The sequence below is a fragment of the Flavobacteriales bacterium genome, from assembly GCA_016713875.1.
In the GTDB taxonomy this organism is placed as follows: Bacteria; Bacteroidota; Bacteroidia; order Flavobacteriales_F; family PHOS-HE28; genus PHOS-HE28.
Genome location: JADJOI010000003.1, coordinates 1,644,702 through 1,666,971, shown reverse-complemented (window position 1 = coordinate 1,666,971; position 22,270 = coordinate 1,644,702). Strand labels below are relative to the sequence as shown.

Here is a 22,270-nt window from a genome sequence, read left to right as displayed (position 1 = left end):
CGTGAGCGCGGTCATCGCGCGTCCGCGTTCCTTCACCTAGGTTGCGCTACTTTCCCACCGGTCATGTCCATGTCTGCCATCCTGTTGCGCTGGGTCTCGCGCGGTGCCGCGTTGCTCGTCATCCTGTTCCTCGGTCTCTTCGCCGCGGACACGTTCACCGGGCCGGGCGATGGGTTCGAACGCTTGCGCGATGCCCTTCTGCACCTGCTGCCCGCATTGGCTTGCCTGCTGATCGTGGTGGTGGCCTGGCGCAAGGCGTGGATCGGGGCGCTCGCGTTCGGGGTCCTCGCGGGCATCTATGCCCTGTGGGCGTCGGACCGACCGGATTGGGTGCTCGCGATCAGCGGTCCACTGGCCGTGGTGGCGCTGTTGTACGCCTGGGCCTGGTGGTCGCGCCCAAAGGCCTGATCACGGGTTCTCCTCGAGCCAGCGCTTCACTTCCGCCAAGTGGCGCTGTTTCACCGGCTCACGTTCCCGTCGGCTCTGCTCGGTGAAGTACGTGTGGGCCTCCAGGAAACGCACCTGCAGCTCGTTCCACTGTCGCTCGGTGGTCAGTACCCCGTAGTTCCGAAGCTCCCAGAAGAGCGTGGTGCCGATGCGGAAGAAATCCGACCGCCCCAGGTAGTCCAGGTCGGCATCGCAGAGCAACATGCCCAGCTCATCCTGGGGCCGCTGGGGGATCTTGGTGGCCATCACCATCGCGCATACACGCTCGATCTGCCCGGGGCTGTACCCGAACTGCGGCAGCGCCTCGCGCGCCAGCACACAACCGGCCGCCTCGTGCTCCAGGTCCTGCACCAGGAAGCCCGAATCATGGTAGAGCGCCGCGGTCCGTAGCAGGTCCATATCCTCGCCATGCACGTCCGCCTGAGCGGCGTTGGCCACCACCGACCGGTACACGTCCAGCGTGTGGCTGAAGTTGTGGTACGTGCGTGCCTTGGGCAGCTCATGCCGCAGCCGCGAGAGGATGTACAGTTCGGCTCCCGGTTGGTCCATCGTGGGCAAGGTAATCGGACCGTCCAAAGGTGGTCATCCGGGCCAGGACCCGACGCGACGATTTTCACCCTTTGTGGGTAGGCGTCCTGCGCGGGAGCCGCGCCGACCGGTGTTCGTGGTCGATGTGTGATCCACCCGCCCGCGCCATTTAACGCCCCTTAACACGCCATCCGGCGGACCACCGCCACCTTCGACACCGCCATGGCACCACTGAAGCACCTCCTGCCCCTTGCGCTCGCCGCCCTGCTGTTCGCCTGCGGATCGCCGGACCCTGCTGGCACCGATCCCACCACGACGGCGGCTCCCGATCCGCCTGAAGGACGCTTGGCGGACCGCATGGACCGCTTCCTCGCAGACGCGGCGGAGGCCGGCTTTAACGGATCGGTGCTCGTCAGCCGCGCTGGCCGGACCGTCCTCGACAAGGGCTATGGCCTGCGCGACCGGGAACAGGCACTGCCCAATGGACCGGCCACCGTGCATGCCATCGGGTCCATCACCAAGCAATTCACGGCCGCCTGCATCTTGAAACTCCAGGAACAGGGCAGGTTGCGCGTGGAGGACAGCCTGTCGGAACACCTGCCCGGCGTTCCGCCGGACAAGCGCGGGATCACCCTCCACCACTTGCTCACGCACAGCGCGGGATTCCCGGGCGCCATCGGCGACGACAACACCGCCATCGATGGAGCGGATTTCACGCGGATGGCGTTCGGCTCGCCGCTCATGTTCGCGCCGGGCACGGGGTACGAATACTCGAACGTGGGCTACAGCCTGCTGGGGATCGTGGTGGAGCATGTGAGCGGCATGGCACTGGAGGACTTCCTCCGCAGCGCCTTGCTCGGACCGGCCGGTCTGGCCCACACCGCGTACCGCTTTGCCGACCCCGCCACGGAGGAGCTGGCCATCGGCTACCGCAAGGACGGGACCCGCTGGGGTACCATGCTGGACCATCCCACCGTGAACGGCGGGCCTGGCTGGCACCTGCGCGGCAATGGCGGCATGCTCAGCACCACCCATGAGATGGCCGCCTGGGTGCAGGCGCTCCACGACCGCAAGGTGCTGAGCGATGCGTCGGTGAAGGCGATGTTCACCCCGCACGTGGAGGAAGGCCAGGGCGCCGGTTCGCACTATGGCTATGGCTGGGCCCTCTTCCGCACGCCCCGAGGCACACGCCTCATCACCCACAACGGCGGCAACGGCGTGCAGTTCGCCGATGTGCTGTGGTACGCGGACGAAGGGGTGACCGTGGTGGTGATGAGCAATGCGGACCAGCGGGGCATGCAGGACCTGGCCTGGGACCTGGGACGCATGGTGTTCGACAGTACCTACGCACCGCGGCTCCCGCAAGCGGCCACAGCCCTGGAGGGCGTCCCCGATGGCCCGGTCGGCGACCGCATGAAGGCCCTCTCCGCCATGATCGCCGCAGGTGGCGACGACGCCGTGCTGGCGGCCTGGTTGATGGAGAACCTGGGGCCCGGTTTCCTGGACATGATGCTGATCGGGGAGCACGTGGGCATGTTCAAGCGGCTGCACGCCGACATCGGGGCGCACACCATCGAAGGGGTGGAGCAACTGAGCCCGGAGGAGTATGTGCTGAAGGTCAAGCGGAGCGTCGGGAACGGCCGCTTCCGGATCCTGCTTCAGATGCGGCCCGTCGATGCGCGGATCGCCGGCATGGGTGTGGAGATGGAGTGAGCTCCGCGCAAGCGCGGACGCGCTTCATCCCTACTTTCGGTGCATGCTTGGTCCGCAGTGGCGAACGGTGCTCATCATGCTCCTGCTTGGTAGCCGTGCAGGTCTTTCGGCCCAGCAGGACACCGTTCCCTTCGCCACCGGAGCGGCCTATCCCGACCGCGAGTCGTTGTTGAACATCCCGACGGAGCGCCCGTTCCATCTCCCCCGCGGCATGAAGCTGCCGGCGCGATCCGACCTCACCTCCTGGTTCCCCAAGGCGGGCGCTCAAGGCGACCGCAACAGCTGCACGGGCTGGGCGGTCGGCTATGCCTTGCGCTCGTTCCAGGAGAACCGCAGAAGCCTTCAGAGAACGGATAGGGATAGCGTGGCGTCCCTCGTGGCCTATTCCCCGGCCTTCGTCTACAACTACACCATGCAGTACTTGAGCCAGGGGGACTGCGACCAAGGGACGGACCTGATCCATGCGCTCACCGTGGCGGTGGACAACGGTGTGTGCCGGTGGACCACCATGCCCTACGACAGTGCGTTGACGGCCTGTCAGGACAGCATACCGTCGCAGGCCTTCTCCGAGGCCACGCAGCACCGCATGCGCGACCCACTGGGGTTGGAGCTTGACAACAGGGAGCAGTGGAAGCACCACCTCTACGCTGGAAGACCCATCGTGGTGGCGCTCAGCATCGATGCCTCGTTCATGAACCAGGGCCTCGACGCGGCCGCAGCGGGGAAGGACTTCGTCTGGGCCGGGCCGGACACCCTGGACCCGGACCTGCTCATCGTGGGGCACGCGTTGATCTGCGCGGGCTATGATGATGCCGACAGCACCTACCTGGTGCTCAATTCCTGGGGCACCGACTGGGGCCGCGAGGGATGGTGCCGGATCCCCTACCACGTGATGGCGGCCTGGTGCTACGGGGCCTATGTGGCCGAGCCGGCGGCGGAGGCACCGCCGGACCACACACCCTGCGTACCGGCCGATAAGCGGCACGATTCGGGCACCCGGCTCAACGAGAGCTTCAAGGAAGGCCAGCACCAGGAATTCGAGGGGCTCCGCCTGTCGTGCCGGGAGATCGCCACCGATCGGCGGTCCGTGACCGTGGATGTGGATGGCACGGCCTACGGTGCCGAGGTCCATCGTCGGATCACCTTCCGCCGGGGGCAACCCGTCACCTTCCACCTGATCGACTGCAAGTGGACCTTCACGCTCAAGCCCAGCGGGCTCTTCGTGGACCGGTCCGACCCGCGGGCGCGCTTCCGCCTCGAAAAGGAGCACCCATCCGAGGACACGCATGTACAGGAGATCCTGGACCGCGTGGCGGCGCACCAACGGTGGTGATCACCGGGCCTGGCGGGCTCAAGCGGCCCGTTCCACGAACCACATCTCCATGCGGCCCTTGCCCTTGGCCTCCACTTCGCCGCGTGGGATGAAGTGCAGGCCGGGCTCGTCCCGCACCCGCTCGTAGGTGGCCTGGCTGATGTTGACCCTTCCCGGGGCTCCGCTGCTCTCCATGCGGCTGGCCGTGTTCACCGTGTCGCCCCAGATGTCGTACGCGAACTTCTTCACGCCCACGATGCCCGCGATCACCGGCCCGGTGTGCAGGCCCAGCCGCATCTCGAAGAAGAGCCGCCCTTCGGCCGCCCGCTGCGCCTTGTAGTCGTCCATGAAGGCCTGCATGTCCAGCGCGGCCCGCACCACGTCCGCCGGATGACCGTGCCGCGCGTCAGGCAGGCCGCCGGCGGCCATGTACGAGTCGCCGATGGTCTTGATCTTCTCGATGCCGTGGCGCTCCATGATCGCGTCGAAGCCCTTGAAGCAATGATCGATCTCGGCGACCAGTTCGGCAGCGGTGAGCTTCTCGCTCATGCTGGTGAAGCCCTTGAAGTCGGAGAAGAGGATGGTGGCCACCTCGAACTCCTTGACGTCCGCGTAGCCCTTCTGTTTCAGTTCGGCGGCCACCTCCTTCGGCAGGATGTTGTGCAGCAGTCCTTCGCTGATTTCCTTCTCCTTGCGGATGGCGGCGCGGGAGCGGTGAACGAAGCGCAGGCGGCTCCACAGCGCGATCGCGCTCAGCAGCACGATGATCCCGACGGAGAGGTAGATGTTCCGCGTGCGGCGCAACTGTTCCTGGCGCAGCGCGGCCTCGAGGTTCTCCGCCCGCAAGGCCACGTTCTCCCGTTCCTTCTTCTCCGTCTCGTACTTCTCGCGCATGTCGGCCACGGCCTTGATCCGGTCGCTGCCGAGGATGCTGTCGTGCAGCAGCAGGTAGCGGTCGAGCTGGTCGTACGCCTCGTTCTTCGGGGTGCGGTCGCGCAGGATCTGGGCGAGGCCTTGTGTAGCGGCCGCTTCACCCTCGAGGAAGCCGGAGCTGCGGGCCAGGGCGATCGCCGAATCCTGATAGGCAATGGCCGTCTTCAGGTTGCCGAGGTCCCTGTGCACTGATCCCAGGTTCTGGTAACAGCGCACTAACCGATCGGAGAATCCGCCTACCCGCAGCAGGTCACGCACTTCCTCGTAGTTTCTTCGGGCGGATACAAGGTCGCGCATCATGGCATTGATGGTGGCGATGTTGTGCAGGCTATTGATCATGTTCTCCCTGGAGCCCTGGCCGCGTGCCTCGTCGTACGCTCCTTTGAAGATCGACATGGCTTCATCCAGGCGTCCCATACTGGCCACAGCAACGCCATGATTGCACCGGAGTTCGCTCAGGTCGACCCCCTTCAACGGTCCGGTGCGTCCCAGTTCGTAAGCCATCCTGCAGATCGAGTCCACGCGCACGAACTCGCCGAGGCTGATCTGTACGTTTGTCAGGAACCGGTAGTAGTCTTTCTGCACATGGGGTGGACACGACCCTATACGCGTGAACCGGTCGTCCAGGAAGAGCGCGGCGGCCGAGTCGACCGCACCTATGCGGTCCAGGTAGTTGGCCAGGAGCGATCGGATGTGAAGCGCTTTACACGGGTCGGACCCTTGCTCCAATACGTTCGACGCCTTTCTGGCAAGCTCTGCTGCTCGGCGCGCATCATCCTGCTTGTGCCCGGCGAGTCGCTCCAACACGCTGTCCGCCCACGTGAACTGCCGCGTGGTCTGTGCGAAGCCAAGGTGAGCCCACGCACTGAGCGCAATGAGCAGCCCGGCCCGAACGAGAACCTGTGCGAACGTCTGCGTGGGCATCAGGTCCCTAGGCCCTGTCGGGTGTCGGTCGAGGCCGCTTGAACGCGCCGCCGCCACCTCCCGTCGCCTTGACGAACGTATATACCGTGCCGTTGGATTGGCCCGCCGGCACGAGCTGTAGGACCAACGCCGTGCTATTGGCCTTCGCCTTATTCAGGTCGATGCCCGTGTCCACGGTGTACACCACGTTCGTTGGGTTCCGGTTGATCGCGATGATGGTGATGAGGACCTGGGTCCTGTCCGCGTTCAGCTGGCAGGTGAAGCTCGCCGGGTCCAGGGCCACGGTGAACTGAACCTGGGTGCTGGAGCCGGAGACCAGCCCATTGACCGAGAACATCGTGGCGTCCGGCGTTTCCGTGAACCGGATCGTGGTGTCCAGTCCTCTGGAGTTGCCGGCTTGCAGGTTGCTGAGGGGCATGGTTAGGGGGGATATGCGGTGAATCTAACGGGATCCGCGGAATGGACGGGGATGCTCCTTCCAAGCTGGTCCGGGATGTGGCCTTGGGGCCCCTGCGGATCGATCAAGAACAAGAGCACCGGATCCACCTGGGCCATCGGCGCTGGGCTAGCCCTTCACGCGCAGCACCGTGTACTGCATCCTGCTCTTCGTCACCTCCAGCACCAGCTCGCTCGGCGTGTAGGTGCGGGCCTTGCCCCGATGCTCGATGCGCATCCAATAGAGGTTCAAACGCGTGCGGCCCGGCTCATCGGCCCAGGCGTCCATGCTGCCCTCGTGGGTGAAACCTTCCATCGTGCAGTTCATGCAGTAGGCGAGCAGGGCCTCGTCGCCGGGGGCCAGGGTGAGGGTGATCACGCTGTCCGTCGGATCCATGCGCACGCTGGTGTCGCGCACGGCCTCCTTGCCCTGTTTGCGCCACACCACCGGCCGCGCCATGAACATCCCGTGCTTCCACGGCCCGGCCGGATCTTGTACGCGATCGTCAGCGGCGCATCGCTCACGTTCTCCACCCGCACGGTGTGGGTGAAGGAGCAGCCCACCCAGAGGGCGAGGACCAGGACCACGGCGCACCGCATGGGATGAAGGTAGGAGGGAAGGCCGCGTTCGTGACATTGCGGTGAGCTCCCACGATCACCAAGCAGCTTCCGGATGCTTAGGTCGGACTCAGGGCCTCGGGCGGGAATGCTTGCGAACGAGGGTGTTCACTCCATCACCATCCCCACCACCTTCTCCACCACGTCCTCCACGCTGGGCTTGCTGAAGTAATCGCCATCGCTGCCGTAGGCGGGGCGGTGGGCCTTGGCGGTGTTCGGGTTCATGCCGTGCTCTTCTTCGTGCGGGTCCTGCGGGCTGGGGAGAGGCGGCGAAGCGCTTCCTGTTGTGCGGCGTCGCGGATGAAACCCCGAAGCGAAAGGTCCTCATCCAAGGCTTCCCAGTGGATGCCGATGCCGCCACCGATGAGGCGCCACTTCTTGAGCTGTGGGCCGGTGGCTTTGTTCAAGCGCTCGAAGTCGGAGATGCGGGCTTGCAGCACGTCGCCACTGTTCAGTACGATTGCCAGGAGGTCCAACTCCTTGTAGGGGTGTACGTCGGCAATGCGCAAGCCGTCGTGCAGGATCATCCGCTCGACCGGGTCCATGCCCTGGCCTTCCCTAGCGGCCGAAGTGGCGCCGCCACGCTTGTAGGAGCTCATGCTGATGGGTCTTGACAAGGCGTTCGATCTTCCGTTCCTCTCCGGCTTTATAGCCTAGCGAATATACCAACCTTGGCTCCGGTGTAAGCCACCACTTCGCGGAGCCGTTGCCTTTCTCCACGTGGATGTGGGGAGGCTCATCATTCTCCCTGCTGAAGAAGAAGAAGCGGAACCCATCGATGTCCTTTATGGCGCGCGGGCTCATGGATGGGTGTTCACTCCCTCACCATCCCCACCACCTTCTCCACCACGTCCTCCACGCTGGGCTTGCTGAAGTAGTCGCCGTCGCTGCCGTAGGCGGGGCGGTGAGCCTTGGCCGTGAGGGTGGCGGGGGCGGCATCGAGCCAGCGGTAGCCGCCCTGCACCTCGATGATCTCGCGCAGCAGGGTGGCGCTGGCGCCGCCGGGCACGTCCTCGTCCACCACCAGCAGGCGGTTGGTCTTCCGCAGGCTGTCCACGCACACCTGCGTGCGGTCGAAGGGGAGGAGGGTGCGCGCGTCGATGAGCTCCACGGAGAGGCCGAGCTGTTCCAGCTGCTCGCAGGCCTTGGCGCAGACGGTGAAGGTGCTGCCGTAGCTCACCAGCGTGAGGTCGGTGCCCTCGCGCACCACCTCAGCGATGCCGATGGGCACGGTGAAGTCGCCGAGGTTGGCGGGCAGGCGCTCCTTGCTGCGGTAGCCGTTGAGGCATTCGATCACCAGCGCGGGATCATCGGCCTGTAGCAGGGTGTTGTACATCCCCGCGGCCTGCTGCATGTTGCGCGGGGTGCACACCACGATGCCGCGCACGCTGTGCAGGATCATGCCCATGGGGCTGCCGCTGTGCCACACGCCCTCCAGCCGGTGGCCGCGCGTGCGGATGATCAGCGGGCACTTCTGGCCGCCCTTGGTGCGCCAGTGCACCGTGGCCAGGTCGTCGCTCAGGCCCTGCAGGCAGTAGAGCAGGTAGTCGAGGTACTGGATCTCGGCCACGGGGCGCAGGCCGCGCAGGGCCATGCCGATGCCCTGGCCCAGGATGGTGGCCTCGCGGATGCCGGTGTCGGCCACGCGCTGCTCGCCGAAGCGGGCCTGCATGCCCTCCATGCCCTGGTTCACATCGCCGATCTTGCCGGTGTCCTCCCCGAAGGTGAGCAGCCGCGGCTCGCGCGCGAAGAGCGCGGCGAAGTTGTCGCGGATGATGATGCGGCCGTCCACCAGCTCGTCGCCGGCGTATTCCACCGGCACCTCAGGCACGTTCAGGCAGCTGCCCGGCCCCTCCTGGTAGAGGTGGCTGCCGTAGCGGTCGCCGTTGTCGGCCAGCGCGCGCTGCACCCAGGCCCGCAGCTCGCCGTGCACAGGCAGGGAGGCCTGTGCGACGATCAGCGCGCGACGGGCGGCGCTCAGCACCTCCTTGCGACCGGGCGCCATTTCGCTGCGGAGCTCCTGCGCGATGACGGGGTCCACGGACTCGATCAGCGGCAGCACCGCGGTGCGCTCGGCGCCGACCTCGGCCTGGAAGGCGGACCACGCCGCTTTCTGCGCCGCGCGGGCCTCGGCCTTGGCGCGCACCTCGATGGCGTCCAGCTCCTCGGCCGTGGCCAGCACCTCGCCGCCGGGGCGGAAGCCCAGGATCCACTCGCGGAACTTCACGTTGCAGTCGTACACCTTGTACCAGTCCAGCAGCGGCACCTCCTGCAGCGGCGTGCCGTCCTTGTCGCGGATCCAGTCGCTGACGCTGCTCTTGTAGCGCTCGTGGCTGCCGCTGCTGCTGTGGCCCTGCGGCTGCGTCACCTCCTCCACGTGGATCAGGCAGGGCACGTGCTCTTCGCGGCACAGCGCGATGGCCTTCTCGTAGGTCCGGTTCAGGTGGGCATAGTCCCAGCCCTTGGTGCGGTGGATGCGCAGGCCGTTGCCCTCCTCCTCCTTCTCGAAGCCCGCCAGCGCCTTGCTGATGCTGGCCTTGGTGGTCTGGTGCGCCTTGCTGACGCTGATGCCCCAGCCGTCGTCCCACACGCTCATGGCCAGGGGCACCTGCAGCACGCAGGCCGCGTTCATGGTCTCCCAGAAGTGGCCCTCGCTGGTGCTGGCGTCGCCGATGGTGCCGAAGGCCACCTCGTTGCCCTGGTCGGTGAGGTGGGTGAGGTTATGCAGCGCGGGGTCGTGGCGGAACACCTTGCTGGCCTGGGCCAGGCCAAGCAGCCGCGGCATCTGGCCGGCGGTGGGGCTGATGTCCGGGCTGCTGTTGGGCTGCGCCATCAGGTCCTTCCATTCGCCGCGCTCGTCGAGGCTGCGCGTGGCGAAGTGGCCGTTCATGCTGCGGCCGGCGCTGCTGGGGTCGGCGTTCACGTCGGCGTGGGCGTACAGCTGCGCGAACCATTGCTGCACGGTGAGCTCGCCGATGGCGAACATGAAGGTCATGTCGCGGTAGTAGCCGCTGCGCCAGTCGCCGTTGCGGAACTGCTTGGCCATGCAGACCTGGGCCAGCTCCTTGCCGTCGCCGAAGATGCCGAACTTGGCCTTGCCGCCCAGCACCTCCTTGCGGCCCAGCAGGCTGGCCTCGCGGCTCAGCACGCACAGCTCATAGTCGCGCAGGATCTCCTGCTTCACCTCCTCCAGGGTCAGCTCTTCGGTCAGGTCGGTCTTCCGGGCCATCGGTCGCGGTCTTCCGCGCGAAGGTAGGCCTTGGGGCGTGTGGGCGGGCGGGGGGGGAACGCCCCGGCGTTGACCCTGCATGCGTTCCCGGAGGTTTGCCGTTCCGACCGCCGGATGCGGCGGCTTGGAGCCCCTACAATCCGAACATGGCCAGGTTATCGATGCCCAGCCCCTGACGCACCTGGTCGTTCCACGGAAGCAGGGCCTCCTTGTCGGCGCCGTATTTAGTAGTGCGGAGGTACTCCTGGGTGGTGGCCGCCAGTCGCGTGCTGTGCTCGCTGTGCAGCACGCGCGCGCGTTCCACCGTCATGCCCGGCATGCGGAGGCGGTCCTCCAACCGGCGTCGCTCGAGCTCGCAGAGGTCGAACCAGATGTTCTGGAAGCATGCGGTCCACGGCTGTTCCGGTTCCAGGTGGAAGCTGTGGTAGCCGTCCAGCACGGTCGCCGTGCGATGCGTGAACACCCCATCCATGCTGTCCATGTCCAGGTACAGCTGGGCCACCAGCGCCACCTTCGGCCCTTCCATGGACAATGCATGGTCGGACAACCAGCCCTCGGTGACCCTGGAGGAGGTCTCGCGCGGATCGCGGGTGGTCATCGCCTGCAACCACAGCCTTCGATCGGCGTCCCACAGCGCGTAGTTCGCGGTGAGGAAGTTGCGTTCGTTGCTCAGCCGATGATGCCAGCCGCCATGGCGCAGGTCGTTGCGGCGCAGGAAGTCCATGTCGCGCTGCTGGCGCTCCGTGGGCAGGGGCGGCCGCTGCCGGACCCAGAACAGGCTGTCCTCCGGCAGCCAGCCGATCTTGCGGTAGTCGGGGATCTCGCTAGTGTAGGTGAAGAGCGGCAGGATGAAGGGCACGCTGCGGTCGTAGGCATGCATCACCGCATGGGTGCGGAAATCCTGCATGAAGTCGGGCCCGGCGTATACCATGCGGTAGTCCAGCTCCATCACCTCCGGCAGCGGAGGTCCCGTGGTCGACCAGGTCTGGCGGTACCGCAGGTCCACCGTGTCGATGCGGCCATGCTCGAAGAGGGGCAGGAAGGGGTGGCGCCGGCAATCCTTGCAGGTCAGCTGCAGGGACCGCACGCGGTCGCTGCCGGGTTCCATCCACAGCTCGAGGGTGAAGGCCTCTCCTTGGCCTTTGCGCGGCGTGACGCGGAGGTGGTCCACGCCATCGGGTCCCGAGCCGGCGGACACCAGTTCGGCGACGAACTGTCGACGCATCTCCTGCGTGCCTCCCATCGCCAGCGGTGACAACGGGAAGGGGCTCCTCCGGTCCAGGATGTCCATGAGCGCGAAGGCCCTCGAGGTGTTGTAGTTGATGTAGAACCGACCGTCGCGCTCGGTGATGCCGATGCGCCCTTGCTTCAGCTCGAGCCCGTCGATGCGGGCCGATCGCATGCGGGTGTTGAAGAACGCATGCAGCACCTCCATGGGCAGCGTGTCGGCATAGGTCTCCATGCCGAAGAAGAGCCGTGACGTGACGGGCGGGGCCCGGTTGAGCCAGCGCACCGCGGCCATCACGCGGTCGTACTGCGCGGCGCCCGGTCGCACGGTCACCTCGCTGAGCGTGAACGAGGCGCGTTCGAGGCGCACCACAGGGTCCGCGGCCAGCATCGCCGCCGTCACATTCAGGGCGCGATAACCCACGAAGGAGATGCGGAGCCCGTCATCGTCGGGCAGGCTCGGTACGGCGAACTCGCCCTCGCTGTTGGTGATGGTGCCGCGGTCCGTGCTGTGCACGAGCACTGTGGCGTAGGGCAACGGGCTGCCATCGTTGGCATCCACCACCCGGCCGCGGAGCAGTTCCTGCGCGATGGCGGCCCAACCCACGGGCAGCATCAGCAGAACGAGCAGCGCACGCATGAGGGAAAGGTAGCCGGAACGATTGCTGGTCGACACGGGTGGCCGTCCGTGAGGCCTGCTCGGTCGGCAGCGCATCCCCACCGATCGAAACTTCTTCCTGCCTCAACGGGTGCACGACCTCCCCGGTCGGATCGTGCTGGCGCCGTATGCATCGCGCGTGGAACCTTGGCAGCCCCAACGATGTCCACCATGCGCCGATCCCTGCTGCTGCTGTCCCTCCTTTCCACGGCCTTCGCCCACGGCCAGGTGCCCCAGGGCGGTGCGCCGCATCACTGGGGCCGGCACCTGCGCCAGGTCGCGCTGCCCACCATCGCGCCCAGCGGCCCGCTGGAGGAGGAGCGCGGGGCCGCCTCCGAGGGCCTCGTGTTCCGGTACGGCACCCAGCGCTGGCTGCAGGCCGACCTGCTGACCGAGGGGGTGTGGGACAGCCTGCCCGGTGGCCTGCTGCGCGGGCGCCTCCGCCTCACGAGCCCCGGCGCGGCCATGCTCGCGGTGCAGTTCGATCGCTTCGACCTGCCCGACGGCGCCCTGCTCTTCGTGATCGACGGCGCGCAGCGCAGCTACCTCGGCGGCTTCGGCGAGGCCAACGAGCTGCCCGACGGCACCTTCGCCACGGCCCTGCTGCCCGGCGACGCCGTGGTGCTGGAGCTGCATGTGCCCGCCGAGCGCCGCGCGGACTGCGCCGTGGAGGTCGGCAGCGTCACCCACGCGTTCCACGACCCGTTCAGCAGCGCCGAGGCCGGTACGCCGAAGGACTACGACCCGGGGTACCAGAGCGCGGCCTGCCACACCAACGTGGCCTGCCCGGCCGCCAGCGACTGGCAGACAGTGAAGCGCGCCACGGCCATGTTCCTACGCCCCGACGGCAACGGCTGCACCGGCACCCTGGTGAACAACACCGCCAACAACGGCACACCGTACTTCCTGCTGGCCAACCACTGCTACCAGCCCAACACCAGCGGCTGGGTCTTCTACTTCAACTACGAATCGACCGGCTGCACCGGCAGCAGTGGGTCCACGGCGCAGACGATCACCGGATGCACCCTGAAGGCCAGCGACTACTACGACGATTTCGCCCTGGTGCAGCTCAGCAGCGCGCCCCCCTCGAGCTACCAGCCCTACTACGCCGGATGGGACCGCAGCGGCACCACGCCTACGCGCACCGTCACCATCGAGCACCCGCTCTACGACGTGAAGAAGATCGCGTTCGATGACCAGGCGCCCACGAGCTACAGCAGCAACGGCACCAACTTCTGGCGCATGTACTGGGACAGCGGCATTATCCAGAGCGGCTCGAGCGGCTCGCCGCTGTACGACCAGAACAAGCGGCTGGTGGGCCATGTGGTGAGCGGCGCGCAGACCTGCAGCAACGCGGCCACCACGTCCAGCGGTGCGGTGAAGCTCACCAGCAGCTTCGACGGCACCGCGGCCAGCAACCGCCTGCGCGACTGGCTCGACCCCGCCAACAGCACCACCGTGCTCAACGGATACGAGCCGTTCGCCACACCGCCCCAACCCGTGCGCGTGAAGCTGAAGGTGATGCTGGAAGGGGCCTACGAGACCAGCACCGGGCTGATGCGCGGATCGCTCCGCAGCGCGGGGCTGGTGCCCCTCAACGAGCCGTACACGGCCCTCGGGTTCGACGCGGTGAACGGCAGCGGGGGCGAGGCGACGACGAGCGCCGTGCTCGCCGTCAGCGGTAGCGCGTCCGTGGTGGACTGGGTGCGCGTGGAACTGCGCGACAAGGTGAACAACGGTATGCTGGTGGCCGTGCGACATGCGCTGCTGCTGCGCAACGGCAACGTGGTGGACGTGGACGGCACGAGCGATGTGGCCTTCTCCGTGTCGGCGGACAACTACCACATCGCGGTGCGGCATCGCAATCACTTGGGCACCATGCTGGCCGCGCCGCAGGCCCTGAGCACCACGGCCACGCTGAGGGACCTGACGCTGGCGGCCACCGCGCTCTACGGCGGAACCGCAGCCACCAAGGCGGTGAACGGTGTACGTTGCCTCTATGCCGGCGACGCGAACGTGAGCGGCCTCGTGAAGTACAGCGGGGCGGACAACGACCGTGACCCCATCCTGCAGAAGGTCGGCGGCCTGGTGCCCACCAACACGGTGAACGGCTACCACCGCGAGGACCTCAACCTGGACGGGGTGGTGCGCTATACGGGCACGGCCAACGACCGCGACCTGATCCTGAACAACATCGGTGGCACGGTGCCCTCGTCCGTGCTGGTGGAGCTGCTGCCGTGAGCGGCGCGGCTCAGTCCACAAAGCGCGCGGCGAGGTCGGGGCCCGGCACCAGGCAGGCCTCGGTGCGGCCGAACCAGCGGTAGCGCCGCCGGGCCACCCGGTCGTACACGGCATCGCGCAGCACGCGCGGCAGCCCCAGGAGGACCGCCAGCAGCGGCCACGCGCCGTCGAGGTCGCGGAAGAGCTGCAGCGCGGCGGTGCTGCGGGTGAGCACCCGGCCCTGGCGCAGGTAGATCAACGTGCTGAGCTCCGCGGTGCTGAGCCCCTGCTCGCGCAGGACGCGCTGCCCGGTGGGGCCTTGCAGGGCGGCGAAGCGGATGCGGCCGCGGCGGTCGCGGGGCACCACGAAGCGCACCGCCCCGGTGCACAGGTTGCACACGCCGTCGAACAGCAGCAGGCGGTCCGGCAGCGGGGCCCCGTCCATCGATCAGGACCTGGCCAGCACGCCGCAGAGGTGCCACAGCAGGCGTGCGCCCACGTTGGCGTCCCACTCGTCGTGGCGGCCGGGCGCCACCTCCACCAGGTCGAAGCCGATGAGGGTGCGGCCGCTGGCCACCAGGCGGCTCAGCAGGTAGCTGGCCTCCTCGAAGGCGAGCCCGCCCGGCACCGGGGTCCCCGTATGCGGGCACAGCACCGGGTCCAGGCCGTCGATGTCGAAGCTCACATGCACCTTCTCCGGCAGTGCGGCGATGATGGCATCGCACTGCTCGCGCCAGGTGACGCCCTCGTACTGCTGCCGCCGGATGTCGGCCGAGCGCACCACCTTCACGCGGCCGCCGTGGTCCAGGAAGGCCTTGTTCTCCTCGGCGCAGAAATCGCGGATGCCCACCTGCACCAGCGTGCCCACCTGCGGCAGCTCGAGGGTGTTGTGCATGATGCTGGCGTGGCTGTAGGTGAAGCCTTCGTAGGCGTTGCGCAGGTCCATGTGCGCGTCGATGTGCAGGATGCCGAAGCGCTTGTGGCGGCGGGCCAGGGCGCGGTGGAAGCCGAGGGGCGTGCTGTGGTCGCCGCCCACCAGGCCCACGAGCTTGCCGGCGTCCAGCCATTCCCCGGCGCGGGCCTCGACCCATTCGTTCATCACGGCGCACTCGGCGTTCACCAGCTCCAGCGCCTTCTTGGCCTGGGCCAGCTCCTTCTTGCTGCCGCCCTCGGTGAGCATGGTGATCACCTTGTGGGCCTCCTTCTTCAGGGCCTTGCTCTGCTGCAGCAGCGCCTTGGGCATCTCGTCCATGGCCACGCCGCGCTTCCACAGGTCGGGGAACTCGGGGTGGAACAGGTCCACCTGGAAGCTGGCGTCGAAGATGGCCTGCGGGCCGTGGGCCGTGCCGCCGCCGTAGCTGGTGGTCACCTCCCAGGGCACGGGCAGCAGCACGATGTCGGCCTCCTCGCAGGTGAAGGGCAGCCCGTACATCTGGGCGTTGGCGTCGCCGGGGCTGTTGGGGTCGAAGGCGCGGATCTTGGCGGCTTTGCTCATGGTGCGGGGCCATGCGCGCGGATGCCCATGGCGGTGCGAAGTTCGGTGATCGTGCGGCTCCGCTCAGGGCCGCACGATGAGCATGCTGGGCGCCTGCGCCAGCCAAGGGGCCTGCTTCTCCACGGCGCGCTTCCAGCCGTCGAGGCCGATCAGCATCAGGTCCTGGCCGGTGAGCGGGCCGCCGCCGTCGATGGCCGTGGTGGACAGCTCCACCGAGCCGTGCGCCGCGCGCTGCATGCCGTCCACCAGGGCCCGCAGCTCGGGGTTCTGGGTGAACACGTCGGCCAGGTCGAGCAGGGTGATGTGCGCCCCGCTGTTCACCTGCAGCTTCTGGGCGTAGGTGAGCAGCGCACTGTCCGCCAGCCCGAAGAGGGGCACCACCACGCGCTCGGTGCGCTGCAGGTCCTTGTCCACGTAGATGCCCAGGGGGATGCGCACCTCGCGCACGATGCGGCGCACCCGGTCGTCGAGCTCGGCGGCGGCGAAGAGGTCCTCCTTGCCCGTGAGGGTGTCGATGAGGCGCTCGGGGTCGATGATGCGGCTGGTGAGGCCCACCACGCGGCCCAGGAAGGTGCCCTCGTAGATGCTGCGCCCGATGCCCACGATGGTCAGGTCGAAGTTGCCCGTGTTGGCGATGGTGATGAGCTCCTTGTCGATGTCGGTGCTGGGCTTGAAGAGCGTCTCCAGCGGAATGCCCTTCTCGCGCTTCTCCTTCAGGATGGGCTTGAAGCTGTCGCGCTCGCGCTCGGCCAGGTTGAAGGTGTTGACGTCGCTGCTGGGGGTGAGGTGCAGGGCCACCACGCTGGCGTTGTCGTTGCGCTTCAGGAAGGCATGGGCCACGCGCACCATGTTGCGGCCGCGGCCCGGGTCGCCGAAGGGCACCAGGATCCGGAAGCGCTTGGCCTCTTCGGCCACCGCCTGTGCCGGGCGAGCGGCGGTGGGGAAGAGGCGCTCGATCAGGGTCAGCGTGGGGCCGGTCATCACCGTGGTCACCAGGGCCATGATCACCATCATCGCGAAGATCTCCGGGCTGATCACGCCCAGGTCGTAGCCGATGTTGAGCACCACCAGCTCCATCAGGCCGCGGGTGTTCATCAGGGCGCCCACCATCAGGCTCTCCTTCAGCGGCAGACCCACGAAGCGGGCCGCCACGGCACTGCCGGTGAACTTGCCCACCACGGCCACCGCGAGGATCACCGCGCACCATTTCCAGAGGCCCACGTCGTTCAGCAGCCCGATCTCGGTGCGCAGGCCGGTGAACACGAAGAAGAGGGGCAGCAACAGCACCACGGCCACGTCCTCCACCTTGCCGATGAAGAGGCTGCGGAAGCGCTGGTTGGGCGGCATGATCACCCCGGCCACGAAGGCCCCGTAGAGGGCATGCACGCCGATGACCTCGGTGGCGTAGGCCGAGAGCAGCAGCACCAGGATGAAGACGGCCACGATGGGCTTGCTGAGGCTTTCCCGGTCGGCGTACACCTCGCCCAGGCGGTTGAGGAAGGGCCGCACCACGCGCAGCATCAGCAGCATGTAGGCCAGCACCATCAGCACGGTGTAGAGGCTGCTGACGATGCTGCCGGCCTTCACCACGGCGATCACCACGGCCAGCAGGCACCAGGCGGTGATGTCGTCGGCGGCGGCGAAGGTGATGACCGTGCTGCCGAAGGCCGTTCGGTGCAGGCCGCGCTCCTGCACGATGCGGGCCATCACCGGAAAGGCCGCGATGCTCATGGCGATGCCCATGAACAACGCGAACGACAGGAAGTGGACGCCTTGCGGGGCAAAGGGCTCGTAGAGGAAGTAGGAGAGGCCCACGCCGAGGGTGTAGGGGAACACGATGCCGGCATGGCTCACCACCACGGCGTCCTGCACACGGTCCTTCATCACCGTGAGGTTCAGCTCCATGCCGATGACGAACATGAACAGGATGAGGCCGATCTGGCTGAGGAACTGCAGGTTGCCCAGCGAGGCCGCAGGGAACAGGAAGTCCGAGTAGGCCGGGAACTGCTGACCCAGGAAGGACGGGCCGAGGAAGATGCCCGCGGCGATCTCGCCGATCACCGTGGGCAGGCCCACCTTCTGGCAGATGAAGCCGAAGGCCCGCGCCGTGACGATGATGCAGAGGATCTGCAGCAGCAGGATGGCCAGCGGATGCGTGAGGTTGTGGTGGTAGGTGTCCTTGAACTGCTGCCAGTAACCGCTCACCTCCTGCAGTTCGCCCCCCACCGACTTGCCGGCCTCAAGCCCGACACCCGCGCCCACGATGCCGTACATCAGCGCCACGCAGGCACTGATGGTGAGCATATAGAAGAGCCAGTTGCGCCAGCGGATCATCGCGGGCGCAAGGTAGACCGGCCCCTGTTCCCGGTCCGTTCCGCCCACATGAAGCCTGTGGAACGATCCGCCCCGTCCTCTCGTCGAGAACGGGGCGGTCCCCGGCCGGATGGCTTCCCCTCGTTGCCGCCGGTGATCGGGGTTCAGGTGCGGCGGAACACCGCCGTGAGCAGGTCGGGTGCGCTGTAGGTGCGCAGGTCGCTGGTGCCGCTCGGAGCCGCGGTCGGCTCGGGCGTGGTCGCCGGGGCTGCGGCGGGTGGCGTGGCCGGCAGCGCAGGTGGAGGCAGGTCGTCGGGCACCTGCTCCGGCGTCACGCTGCTGCTGAGGCCGCCCGAGGTCATCGTCCAGGTGCGGCCCACCATCTCGTCATCCCAGGTGTTGGTCACGTTGTCCACATCATCCAGCATGAAGCCGATACCGCTCTGGAAGTGCACGGCACGCCCCACGGGCACCTGCACCTCGAAGCGGACCCGCTGGGCGCGCAGTTTGTCCTCCCGGGGCATGTCCACCCACGGGGACAGCAGGAGCAGCGAGTCGCGCTGCGCGTGGGTGAACCCGGTGTGGCTCGCCCGCGCCAGGGCCATCTTCTCGGTGCGCCCGTTGGCGCGGCGCTCCACCATCAGGTGGAAGAGGCTGTCCGGGCTGGGCACCACGTCCAGGTTGGCCCAGGCCCCGTGGATGCTGTCGGCGGTCGTCATCAGCCCCTCCATGTCCCAGTCCACCCGGCCGTCATCGTAGGCCACCCGCCAGTCCTTGCCCAGGCCGCGCATGTCATGCACGCCCAGGAAGAGCGTCTGCCCGGCGGGCTGTGCGATGGACAGCTCCTCGCGCAGCTTCTGGTCGCGCTTGAGGTCGTTGCCCAGGCGGAGGCCCACCACCAGCACCACCATCAGGGCCACGAACCAGGCGGTGCTCAGCGTCCAGCCCAGCCATTGCGGGGCGCGCAGGCCGGTGAGCAGGCGCAGACCGCCGATGAAGAGCCCGATGGCGGGGATCAGCAGCAGGAGCACGGCGCACAACACACCCCAGAAGGCGTGGGCCGCGCTGTCGAACACCACCGCGCTGAGGTCGAAGAGGCCGGTGCCCTCCAGCCCGCCGAAGTGGTCGAGGGTGATGGTGCCGCCACCGATGAGCGCTCCCACCAGCGCCAGGGTGAGGATGGCGCCGAGCACCAGGGTGAACACACCGACGATCTTGGCGGCCACGCCGGCGGCGCCGCGGGCGAACTCGCCGACCCCCTGACGGGCCTGCCGGCCGTAGGCACGGGCCGGACCGTTGCTCCAGCGCCGCCCCAGTTCATCGGCCTCGCGGGCCACGCGCTCGGCGCCCTGCTTCACGCGTTCGGCGCCTTCCTCGAAGCTGCGCTTCAGGTTGTCCACCGTCACCGGCTCGCCCTGCATCATGAGGCGTTCGGCGGCCGAGGAGGCCTGCGGGATCAGGATCCAGAGGATGATGTAGATCAGCAGGGGCGAGCCCACGCCGAAGATCACCAGCAGGATGAACGCGATGCGCATCCACAAGGGGTCGGTGCCGAGGTAGGCCGCCAGACCGCCGAAGACACCGCCCACCCAGCTGTCCTCCGGGTCGCGGTACAGGCGCCGGCGCCCGTCGGTGGGCGGGGGGGGGATGGCGCCACCGCCGCCGGCCTCGCCGTCCGCGTAGTCCTCCGGCTGGCCCATGACGGCGATCACGTGGTCCACGTCGGCGATGCCCACCACCTGGCGGCCCTGCAGCCGCTCCTGGAAGAGCTCGGCGATGCGGGCCTCGATGTCGGCCATGATCTCGTCGCGGCCCTCGCTGCCGCTGAAGCGCGCGCGGATGGTGCCGAGGTAGCGGTTCAGCTTGTCGTACGCGTCCTCCTCGATGTGGAACACCGTACCGCTGATGTTGGCTGTGAGGGTCTTTTTCATCGTGCGTTGCGTCGGGTCATCTTTTTCACCGCCTGGGCAAGCTCGTCCCAGGTCTCATCCAGTTCGTTCAGGAACTTCTGCCCCACGGGGGTCAGCTTGTAGTACTTCCGCGGGGGGCCGCTTCGGCTCTCCTCCCAGCGGTAGGTCAGGAATCCGGCATCCTTCAGCCGCGTGAGCAGGGGGTACAGGGTGCCCTCCACCACGATCAGCTTCGCGTCCTTCAGCTTGGCGATGATGTCCGGAGGATACAGCTCCTCCTGCGACAGCACCGACAGGATGCAGTACTCCAGCACGCCTTTCCGCATCTGCGCCTTGGTGTTCTCGACGTTCATCTGGGCTGTGTCTGGTACTTGACGATGCAAACATATGTGCTTGGGTTGGTACTATGCAAGGCAAAGTACCTTTTTGTGACCGGCGGCCTGTCCGATGGGATGGGCGGCGGGCGGCCCGGCCACGCGCCGTCGGCTACTTTTGGCCGTGCCCCGTCCGCAGCGCATGGTCCTTCTCACCTCCTTCCTTCTCCTGATGCTGGCCGCCATGGCCTGGTGGCTCTCGCGGCTGGGCTTCGCGCCGGTGAAGGGCTATGTGGACGGGCTGGCGCCCGATGGGGACGTGGAGACGTACACCCGGGCCTTCCACGAGCGGGTGCGCGGCAACCTTCGGATGCTGGCGATGGCCGCCGGTGCGGCAGCGGGGCTGGTGTTCGCCGGTGGGCGCCTGCTGGCCCGTTCGCTCCCGCGCGGCGAGGTGCAGCGCGGAGCCCTGTGGACCGACCTGCGCCGTTCGCTCGTGAAGCTGAACAAGCGCACGTCACGCACGCACAAGCTCTTCGTGGCCGGCCTCATCGCCGCCGGGGCCGTGCTGCGCATCCTGCAGATGCAGGCGCCCATCATCTATGACGAGGCCTTCACCTACGTGTATTACGCCGTGCGCCCTCTGCCGGTGATCATCTCCGACTACAGCTACCCGAACAACCAGATCCTGCACACCCTGCTGGTGAAGCTGAGCACGGCGGTCCTCGGGGTTCACCTGTGGAGCCTCCGTCTTCCGGCCCTGCTCGCGGGCATCCTGGCCATGCCGCTGGCCTACCTCTTCGCCCGGGCCCACTTCAACCGGTACATCGCGCTGCTCATGCTGGCCTTCGTGGCCTCCAGCGGCGCCCTGATCGAGTACAGTGCGCTGGGCCGTGGCTACAGCCTCACCTGGTGCCTGCTGCTGCTGGGCTGGCTGGCCGGCCGCCACTTCGCCAAGACCAATGCCCTCGGCAGCGCCATCGCCCTGGCCGTGATCAATGCGCTCGGGATGTGGACCGTGACCACCATGCTCTACATCGCGGCCGCGTGCTACCTCTGGCTGGTGCTTCATCTGATGACCGCCTATGACACCACCCTTGCCAAGCGCATGCAACGTCTGGCCTTGTCCTTTGGGATCTTCATGCTGCTCACCGGTGCGTTGTACATGCCGGTGATCGTGGTGCACGGCCTGGGCCAGCTCTTCCACCACCCCACCATGGGCGACAACAGTTGGGAGGTGTTCTCGGCCACGCATCAGGACCGCACCTTCGACCTTTACGCCTATCTCAACGACACCGCCGCCACCTGGATCAGCCTGCTGGGCCTCGTCGGCCTGGTCTACGCGGCGTACATCAGCAGCAAGTTCCGGCTGTTGTTTGTGGCCATGGCGCTCGGGGCCATCCCGATCGTGATCGCCCAGCGGCTGGTGGCCCCGCCCCGGGTGTGGATCTACACGCTCTTCGTGTTCCACCTCAGCTCGGCCATCGCCCTGTTCTACCTGCTGAAGCTGCTGCAGGAGACCCTGTTGCCCAAGCTCAGCAAGCGTGTGCGCACCAGCGTCACCGCCCTGGTGGTGCTGGTCGGTCTCTCATGGACCGGCATGCGCGGCATCCAGGACCGCATCGAGCGCTTTCCGGAGGCGGCCGGCACGGCCGAGTACTTCCGCGGCGCGCTGAAGCCCGCCGACCGCGTGATGACCGAGTTCCCGTGGGAGGCGCCGGTGGAGTTCCACTTCATGGAGCAGAGGATCCCCATCGAGGCGCTGTACCGGCCCACGACCCCGGGCGCCACGCTGTACGTCCTGGTGAGCCCGGCCCGGGAGCAGACGCTGGAAGGGGTGCTTCTCCACCACGACCACCGCCCCGACCAGCTGACGGCCCCCGACCGGGTGAAGGACTGGAAGCGGCTGGAGCTCTGGCGCGCCACCGTGCGCTAGGCGGCCGGCCGCCGGATGTTCGCGCCGAAGCGCGACCTTTGCGGCCCCGTTGCCCTGG

General features: G+C 67.4%; 18 protein-coding genes. 5 read left to right on the top strand and 13 right to left on the bottom strand.

Features of this window, described 5'->3' with window-relative positions:
* Positions 1-63: 63 nt before the first annotated feature.
* The gene (locus tag IPJ87_08820; protein MBK7941964.1) at positions 64-408 is read left to right on the top strand and encodes a hypothetical protein; all 345 of its coding nucleotides are present in this window, start codon (positions 64-66) and stop codon (positions 406-408) included.
* Here IPJ87_08820 and IPJ87_08815 read toward each other — a convergent pair whose 3' ends face one another.
* A complete protein-coding gene (locus IPJ87_08815; protein ID MBK7941963.1) occupies positions 409-996 on the bottom strand; it encodes an HD domain-containing protein in 588 nt (195 codons plus the stop codon). It abuts the gene before it with no gap.
* A gap of 201 nt (positions 997-1,197) precedes the next feature.
* Between IPJ87_08815 and IPJ87_08810 the strand changes: the two genes are divergently transcribed.
* Positions 1,198-2,688 (top strand): beta-lactamase family protein, encoded by a 1,491-nt coding sequence (locus IPJ87_08810; protein ID MBK7941962.1) that lies wholly within the window; start codon positions 1,198-1,200, stop codon positions 2,686-2,688.
* Positions 2,689-2,731: 43 nt separating this feature from the next.
* Positions 2,732-4,021, top strand: coding sequence for a C1 family peptidase (locus IPJ87_08805; protein ID MBK7941961.1), 1,290 nt, complete (start codon positions 2,732-2,734; stop codon positions 4,019-4,021).
* An 18-nt stretch (positions 4,022-4,039) separates the two neighbouring features.
* On the opposite strand, the gene IPJ87_08800 is transcribed toward IPJ87_08805, so the two are convergent.
* The 7 genes from IPJ87_08800 to IPJ87_08770 form a co-directional block, all read right to left on the bottom strand.
* Positions 4,040-5,857 carry a hypothetical protein gene (locus IPJ87_08800; GenBank protein ID MBK7941960.1) on the bottom strand — a complete coding sequence of 606 codons (1,818 nt, stop codon included), beginning with the start codon at positions 5,855-5,857 and terminating at the stop codon, positions 4,040-4,042.
* A gap of 7 nt (positions 5,858-5,864) precedes the next feature.
* Positions 5,865-6,275 (bottom strand): hypothetical protein, encoded by a 411-nt coding sequence (locus tag IPJ87_08795; GenBank protein MBK7941959.1) that lies wholly within the window; start codon positions 6,273-6,275, stop codon positions 5,865-5,867.
* A 147-nt stretch (positions 6,276-6,422) separates the two neighbouring features.
* The gene (locus IPJ87_08790) at positions 6,423-6,752 is read right to left on the bottom strand and encodes a hypothetical protein (protein MBK7941958.1); all 330 of its coding nucleotides are present in this window, start codon (positions 6,750-6,752) and stop codon (positions 6,423-6,425) included.
* Between the two features lie 379 nt (positions 6,753-7,131).
* Positions 7,132-7,437 (bottom strand): DUF2442 domain-containing protein, encoded by a 306-nt coding sequence (locus tag IPJ87_08785; protein MBK7941957.1) that lies wholly within the window; start codon positions 7,435-7,437, stop codon positions 7,132-7,134.
* A 31-nt stretch (positions 7,438-7,468) separates the two neighbouring features.
* Positions 7,469-7,714: a DUF4160 domain-containing protein gene (locus IPJ87_08780; protein MBK7941956.1), complete on the bottom strand. Its 246-nt coding sequence runs from the start codon at positions 7,712-7,714 to the stop codon at positions 7,469-7,471.
* A gap of 10 nt (positions 7,715-7,724) precedes the next feature.
* Positions 7,725-10,139: a transketolase gene (locus tag IPJ87_08775; GenBank protein ID MBK7941955.1), complete on the bottom strand. Its 2,415-nt coding sequence runs from the start codon at positions 10,137-10,139 to the stop codon at positions 7,725-7,727.
* Positions 10,140-10,272: 133 nt separating this feature from the next.
* Positions 10,273-12,006, bottom strand: a complete 1,734-nt coding sequence (locus tag IPJ87_08770) for a carboxypeptidase-like regulatory domain-containing protein (protein MBK7941954.1) — start codon at positions 12,004-12,006, stop codon at positions 10,273-10,275.
* A gap of 189 nt (positions 12,007-12,195) precedes the next feature.
* Between IPJ87_08770 and IPJ87_08765 the strand changes: the two genes are divergently transcribed.
* Positions 12,196-14,265, top strand: a complete 2,070-nt coding sequence (locus IPJ87_08765) for a hypothetical protein (protein ID MBK7941953.1) — start codon at positions 12,196-12,198, stop codon at positions 14,263-14,265.
* A 10-nt stretch (positions 14,266-14,275) separates the two neighbouring features.
* Here the strand turns inward: IPJ87_08765 and IPJ87_08760 are convergent, their stop codons facing one another.
* The 5 genes from IPJ87_08760 to IPJ87_08740 all read right to left on the bottom strand — a co-directional run bounded on the left by IPJ87_08760 (position 14,276) and on the right by IPJ87_08740 (position 20,315).
* Entirely contained in the window at positions 14,276-14,689 is a 414-nt protein-coding gene (locus tag IPJ87_08760) for a DUF393 domain-containing protein (GenBank protein ID MBK7941952.1), read from the bottom strand.
* Between the two features lie 3 nt (positions 14,690-14,692).
* Positions 14,693-15,739, bottom strand: a complete 1,047-nt coding sequence (locus tag IPJ87_08755) for an agmatinase family protein (protein ID MBK7941951.1) — start codon at positions 15,737-15,739, stop codon at positions 14,693-14,695.
* Between the two features lie 63 nt (positions 15,740-15,802).
* On the bottom strand, positions 15,803-18,073 hold the full coding sequence (locus IPJ87_08750) for a cation:proton antiporter (GenBank protein MBK7941950.1): 2,271 nt from the start codon (positions 18,071-18,073) through the stop codon (positions 15,803-15,805).
* Between the two features lie 143 nt (positions 18,074-18,216).
* Entirely contained in the window at positions 18,217-19,983 is a 1,767-nt protein-coding gene (locus IPJ87_08745; GenBank protein ID MBK7941949.1) for a PspC domain-containing protein, read from the bottom strand.
* Positions 19,980-20,315, bottom strand: a complete 336-nt coding sequence (locus IPJ87_08740) for a PadR family transcriptional regulator (protein ID MBK7941948.1) — start codon at positions 20,313-20,315, stop codon at positions 19,980-19,982. Before IPJ87_08740 ends, IPJ87_08745 begins: the two co-directional genes overlap by 4 nt.
* 145 nt (positions 20,316-20,460) lie before the next feature.
* On the opposite strand from IPJ87_08740, the gene IPJ87_08735 reads away from it, so the two are divergent.
* On the top strand, positions 20,461-22,212 hold the full coding sequence (locus IPJ87_08735) for a glycosyltransferase family 39 protein (GenBank protein MBK7941947.1): 1,752 nt from the start codon (positions 20,461-20,463) through the stop codon (positions 22,210-22,212).
* The last annotated feature ends 58 nt before the right edge of the window (positions 22,213-22,270 follow it).

What these genes read in the sequence shown, in the direction of transcription:
- IPJ87_08770 (MBK7941954.1), bottom strand. Translation starts at nt 12,006, where the DNA reads ATGCGTGCGCTGCTCGTTCTGCTGATGCTGCCCGTGGGTTGGGCCGCC.
- IPJ87_08805 (MBK7941961.1), top strand. Translation starts at nt 2,732, where the DNA reads ATGCTTGGTCCGCAGTGGCGAACGGTGCTCATCATGCTCCTGCTTGGT.
- IPJ87_08745 (MBK7941949.1), bottom strand. Translation starts at nt 19,983, where the DNA reads ATGAAAAAGACCCTCACAGCCAACATCAGCGGTACGGTGTTCCACATC.
- IPJ87_08765 (MBK7941953.1), top strand. Translation starts at nt 12,196, where the DNA reads ATGCGCCGATCCCTGCTGCTGCTGTCCCTCCTTTCCACGGCCTTCGCC.
- IPJ87_08785 (MBK7941957.1), bottom strand. Translation starts at nt 7,437, where the DNA reads ATGATCCTGCACGACGGCTTGCGCATTGCCGACGTACACCCCTACAAG.
- IPJ87_08780 (MBK7941956.1), bottom strand. Translation starts at nt 7,714, where the DNA reads ATGAGCCCGCGCGCCATAAAGGACATCGATGGGTTCCGCTTCTTCTTC.
- IPJ87_08750 (MBK7941950.1), bottom strand. Translation starts at nt 18,073, where the DNA reads ATGATCCGCTGGCGCAACTGGCTCTTCTATATGCTCACCATCAGTGCC.
- IPJ87_08755 (MBK7941951.1), bottom strand. Translation starts at nt 15,739, where the DNA reads ATGAGCAAAGCCGCCAAGATCCGCGCCTTCGACCCCAACAGCCCCGGC.
- IPJ87_08760 (MBK7941952.1), bottom strand. Translation starts at nt 14,689, where the DNA reads ATGGACGGGGCCCCGCTGCCGGACCGCCTGCTGCTGTTCGACGGCGTG.
- IPJ87_08790 (MBK7941958.1), bottom strand. Translation starts at nt 6,752, where the DNA reads ATGGCGCGGCCGGTGGTGTGGCGCAAACAGGGCAAGGAGGCCGTGCGC.
- IPJ87_08820 (MBK7941964.1), top strand. Translation starts at nt 64, where the DNA reads ATGTCCATGTCTGCCATCCTGTTGCGCTGGGTCTCGCGCGGTGCCGCG.
- IPJ87_08740 (MBK7941948.1), bottom strand. Translation starts at nt 20,315, where the DNA reads ATGAACGTCGAGAACACCAAGGCGCAGATGCGGAAAGGCGTGCTGGAG.
- IPJ87_08800 (MBK7941960.1), bottom strand. Translation starts at nt 5,857, where the DNA reads ATGCCCACGCAGACGTTCGCACAGGTTCTCGTTCGGGCCGGGCTGCTC.
- IPJ87_08775 (MBK7941955.1), bottom strand. Translation starts at nt 10,139, where the DNA reads ATGGCCCGGAAGACCGACCTGACCGAAGAGCTGACCCTGGAGGAGGTG.
- IPJ87_08795 (MBK7941959.1), bottom strand. Translation starts at nt 6,275, where the DNA reads ATGCCCCTCAGCAACCTGCAAGCCGGCAACTCCAGAGGACTGGACACC.
- IPJ87_08815 (MBK7941963.1), bottom strand. Translation starts at nt 996, where the DNA reads ATGGACCAACCGGGAGCCGAACTGTACATCCTCTCGCGGCTGCGGCAT.
- IPJ87_08810 (MBK7941962.1), top strand. Translation starts at nt 1,198, where the DNA reads ATGGCACCACTGAAGCACCTCCTGCCCCTTGCGCTCGCCGCCCTGCTG.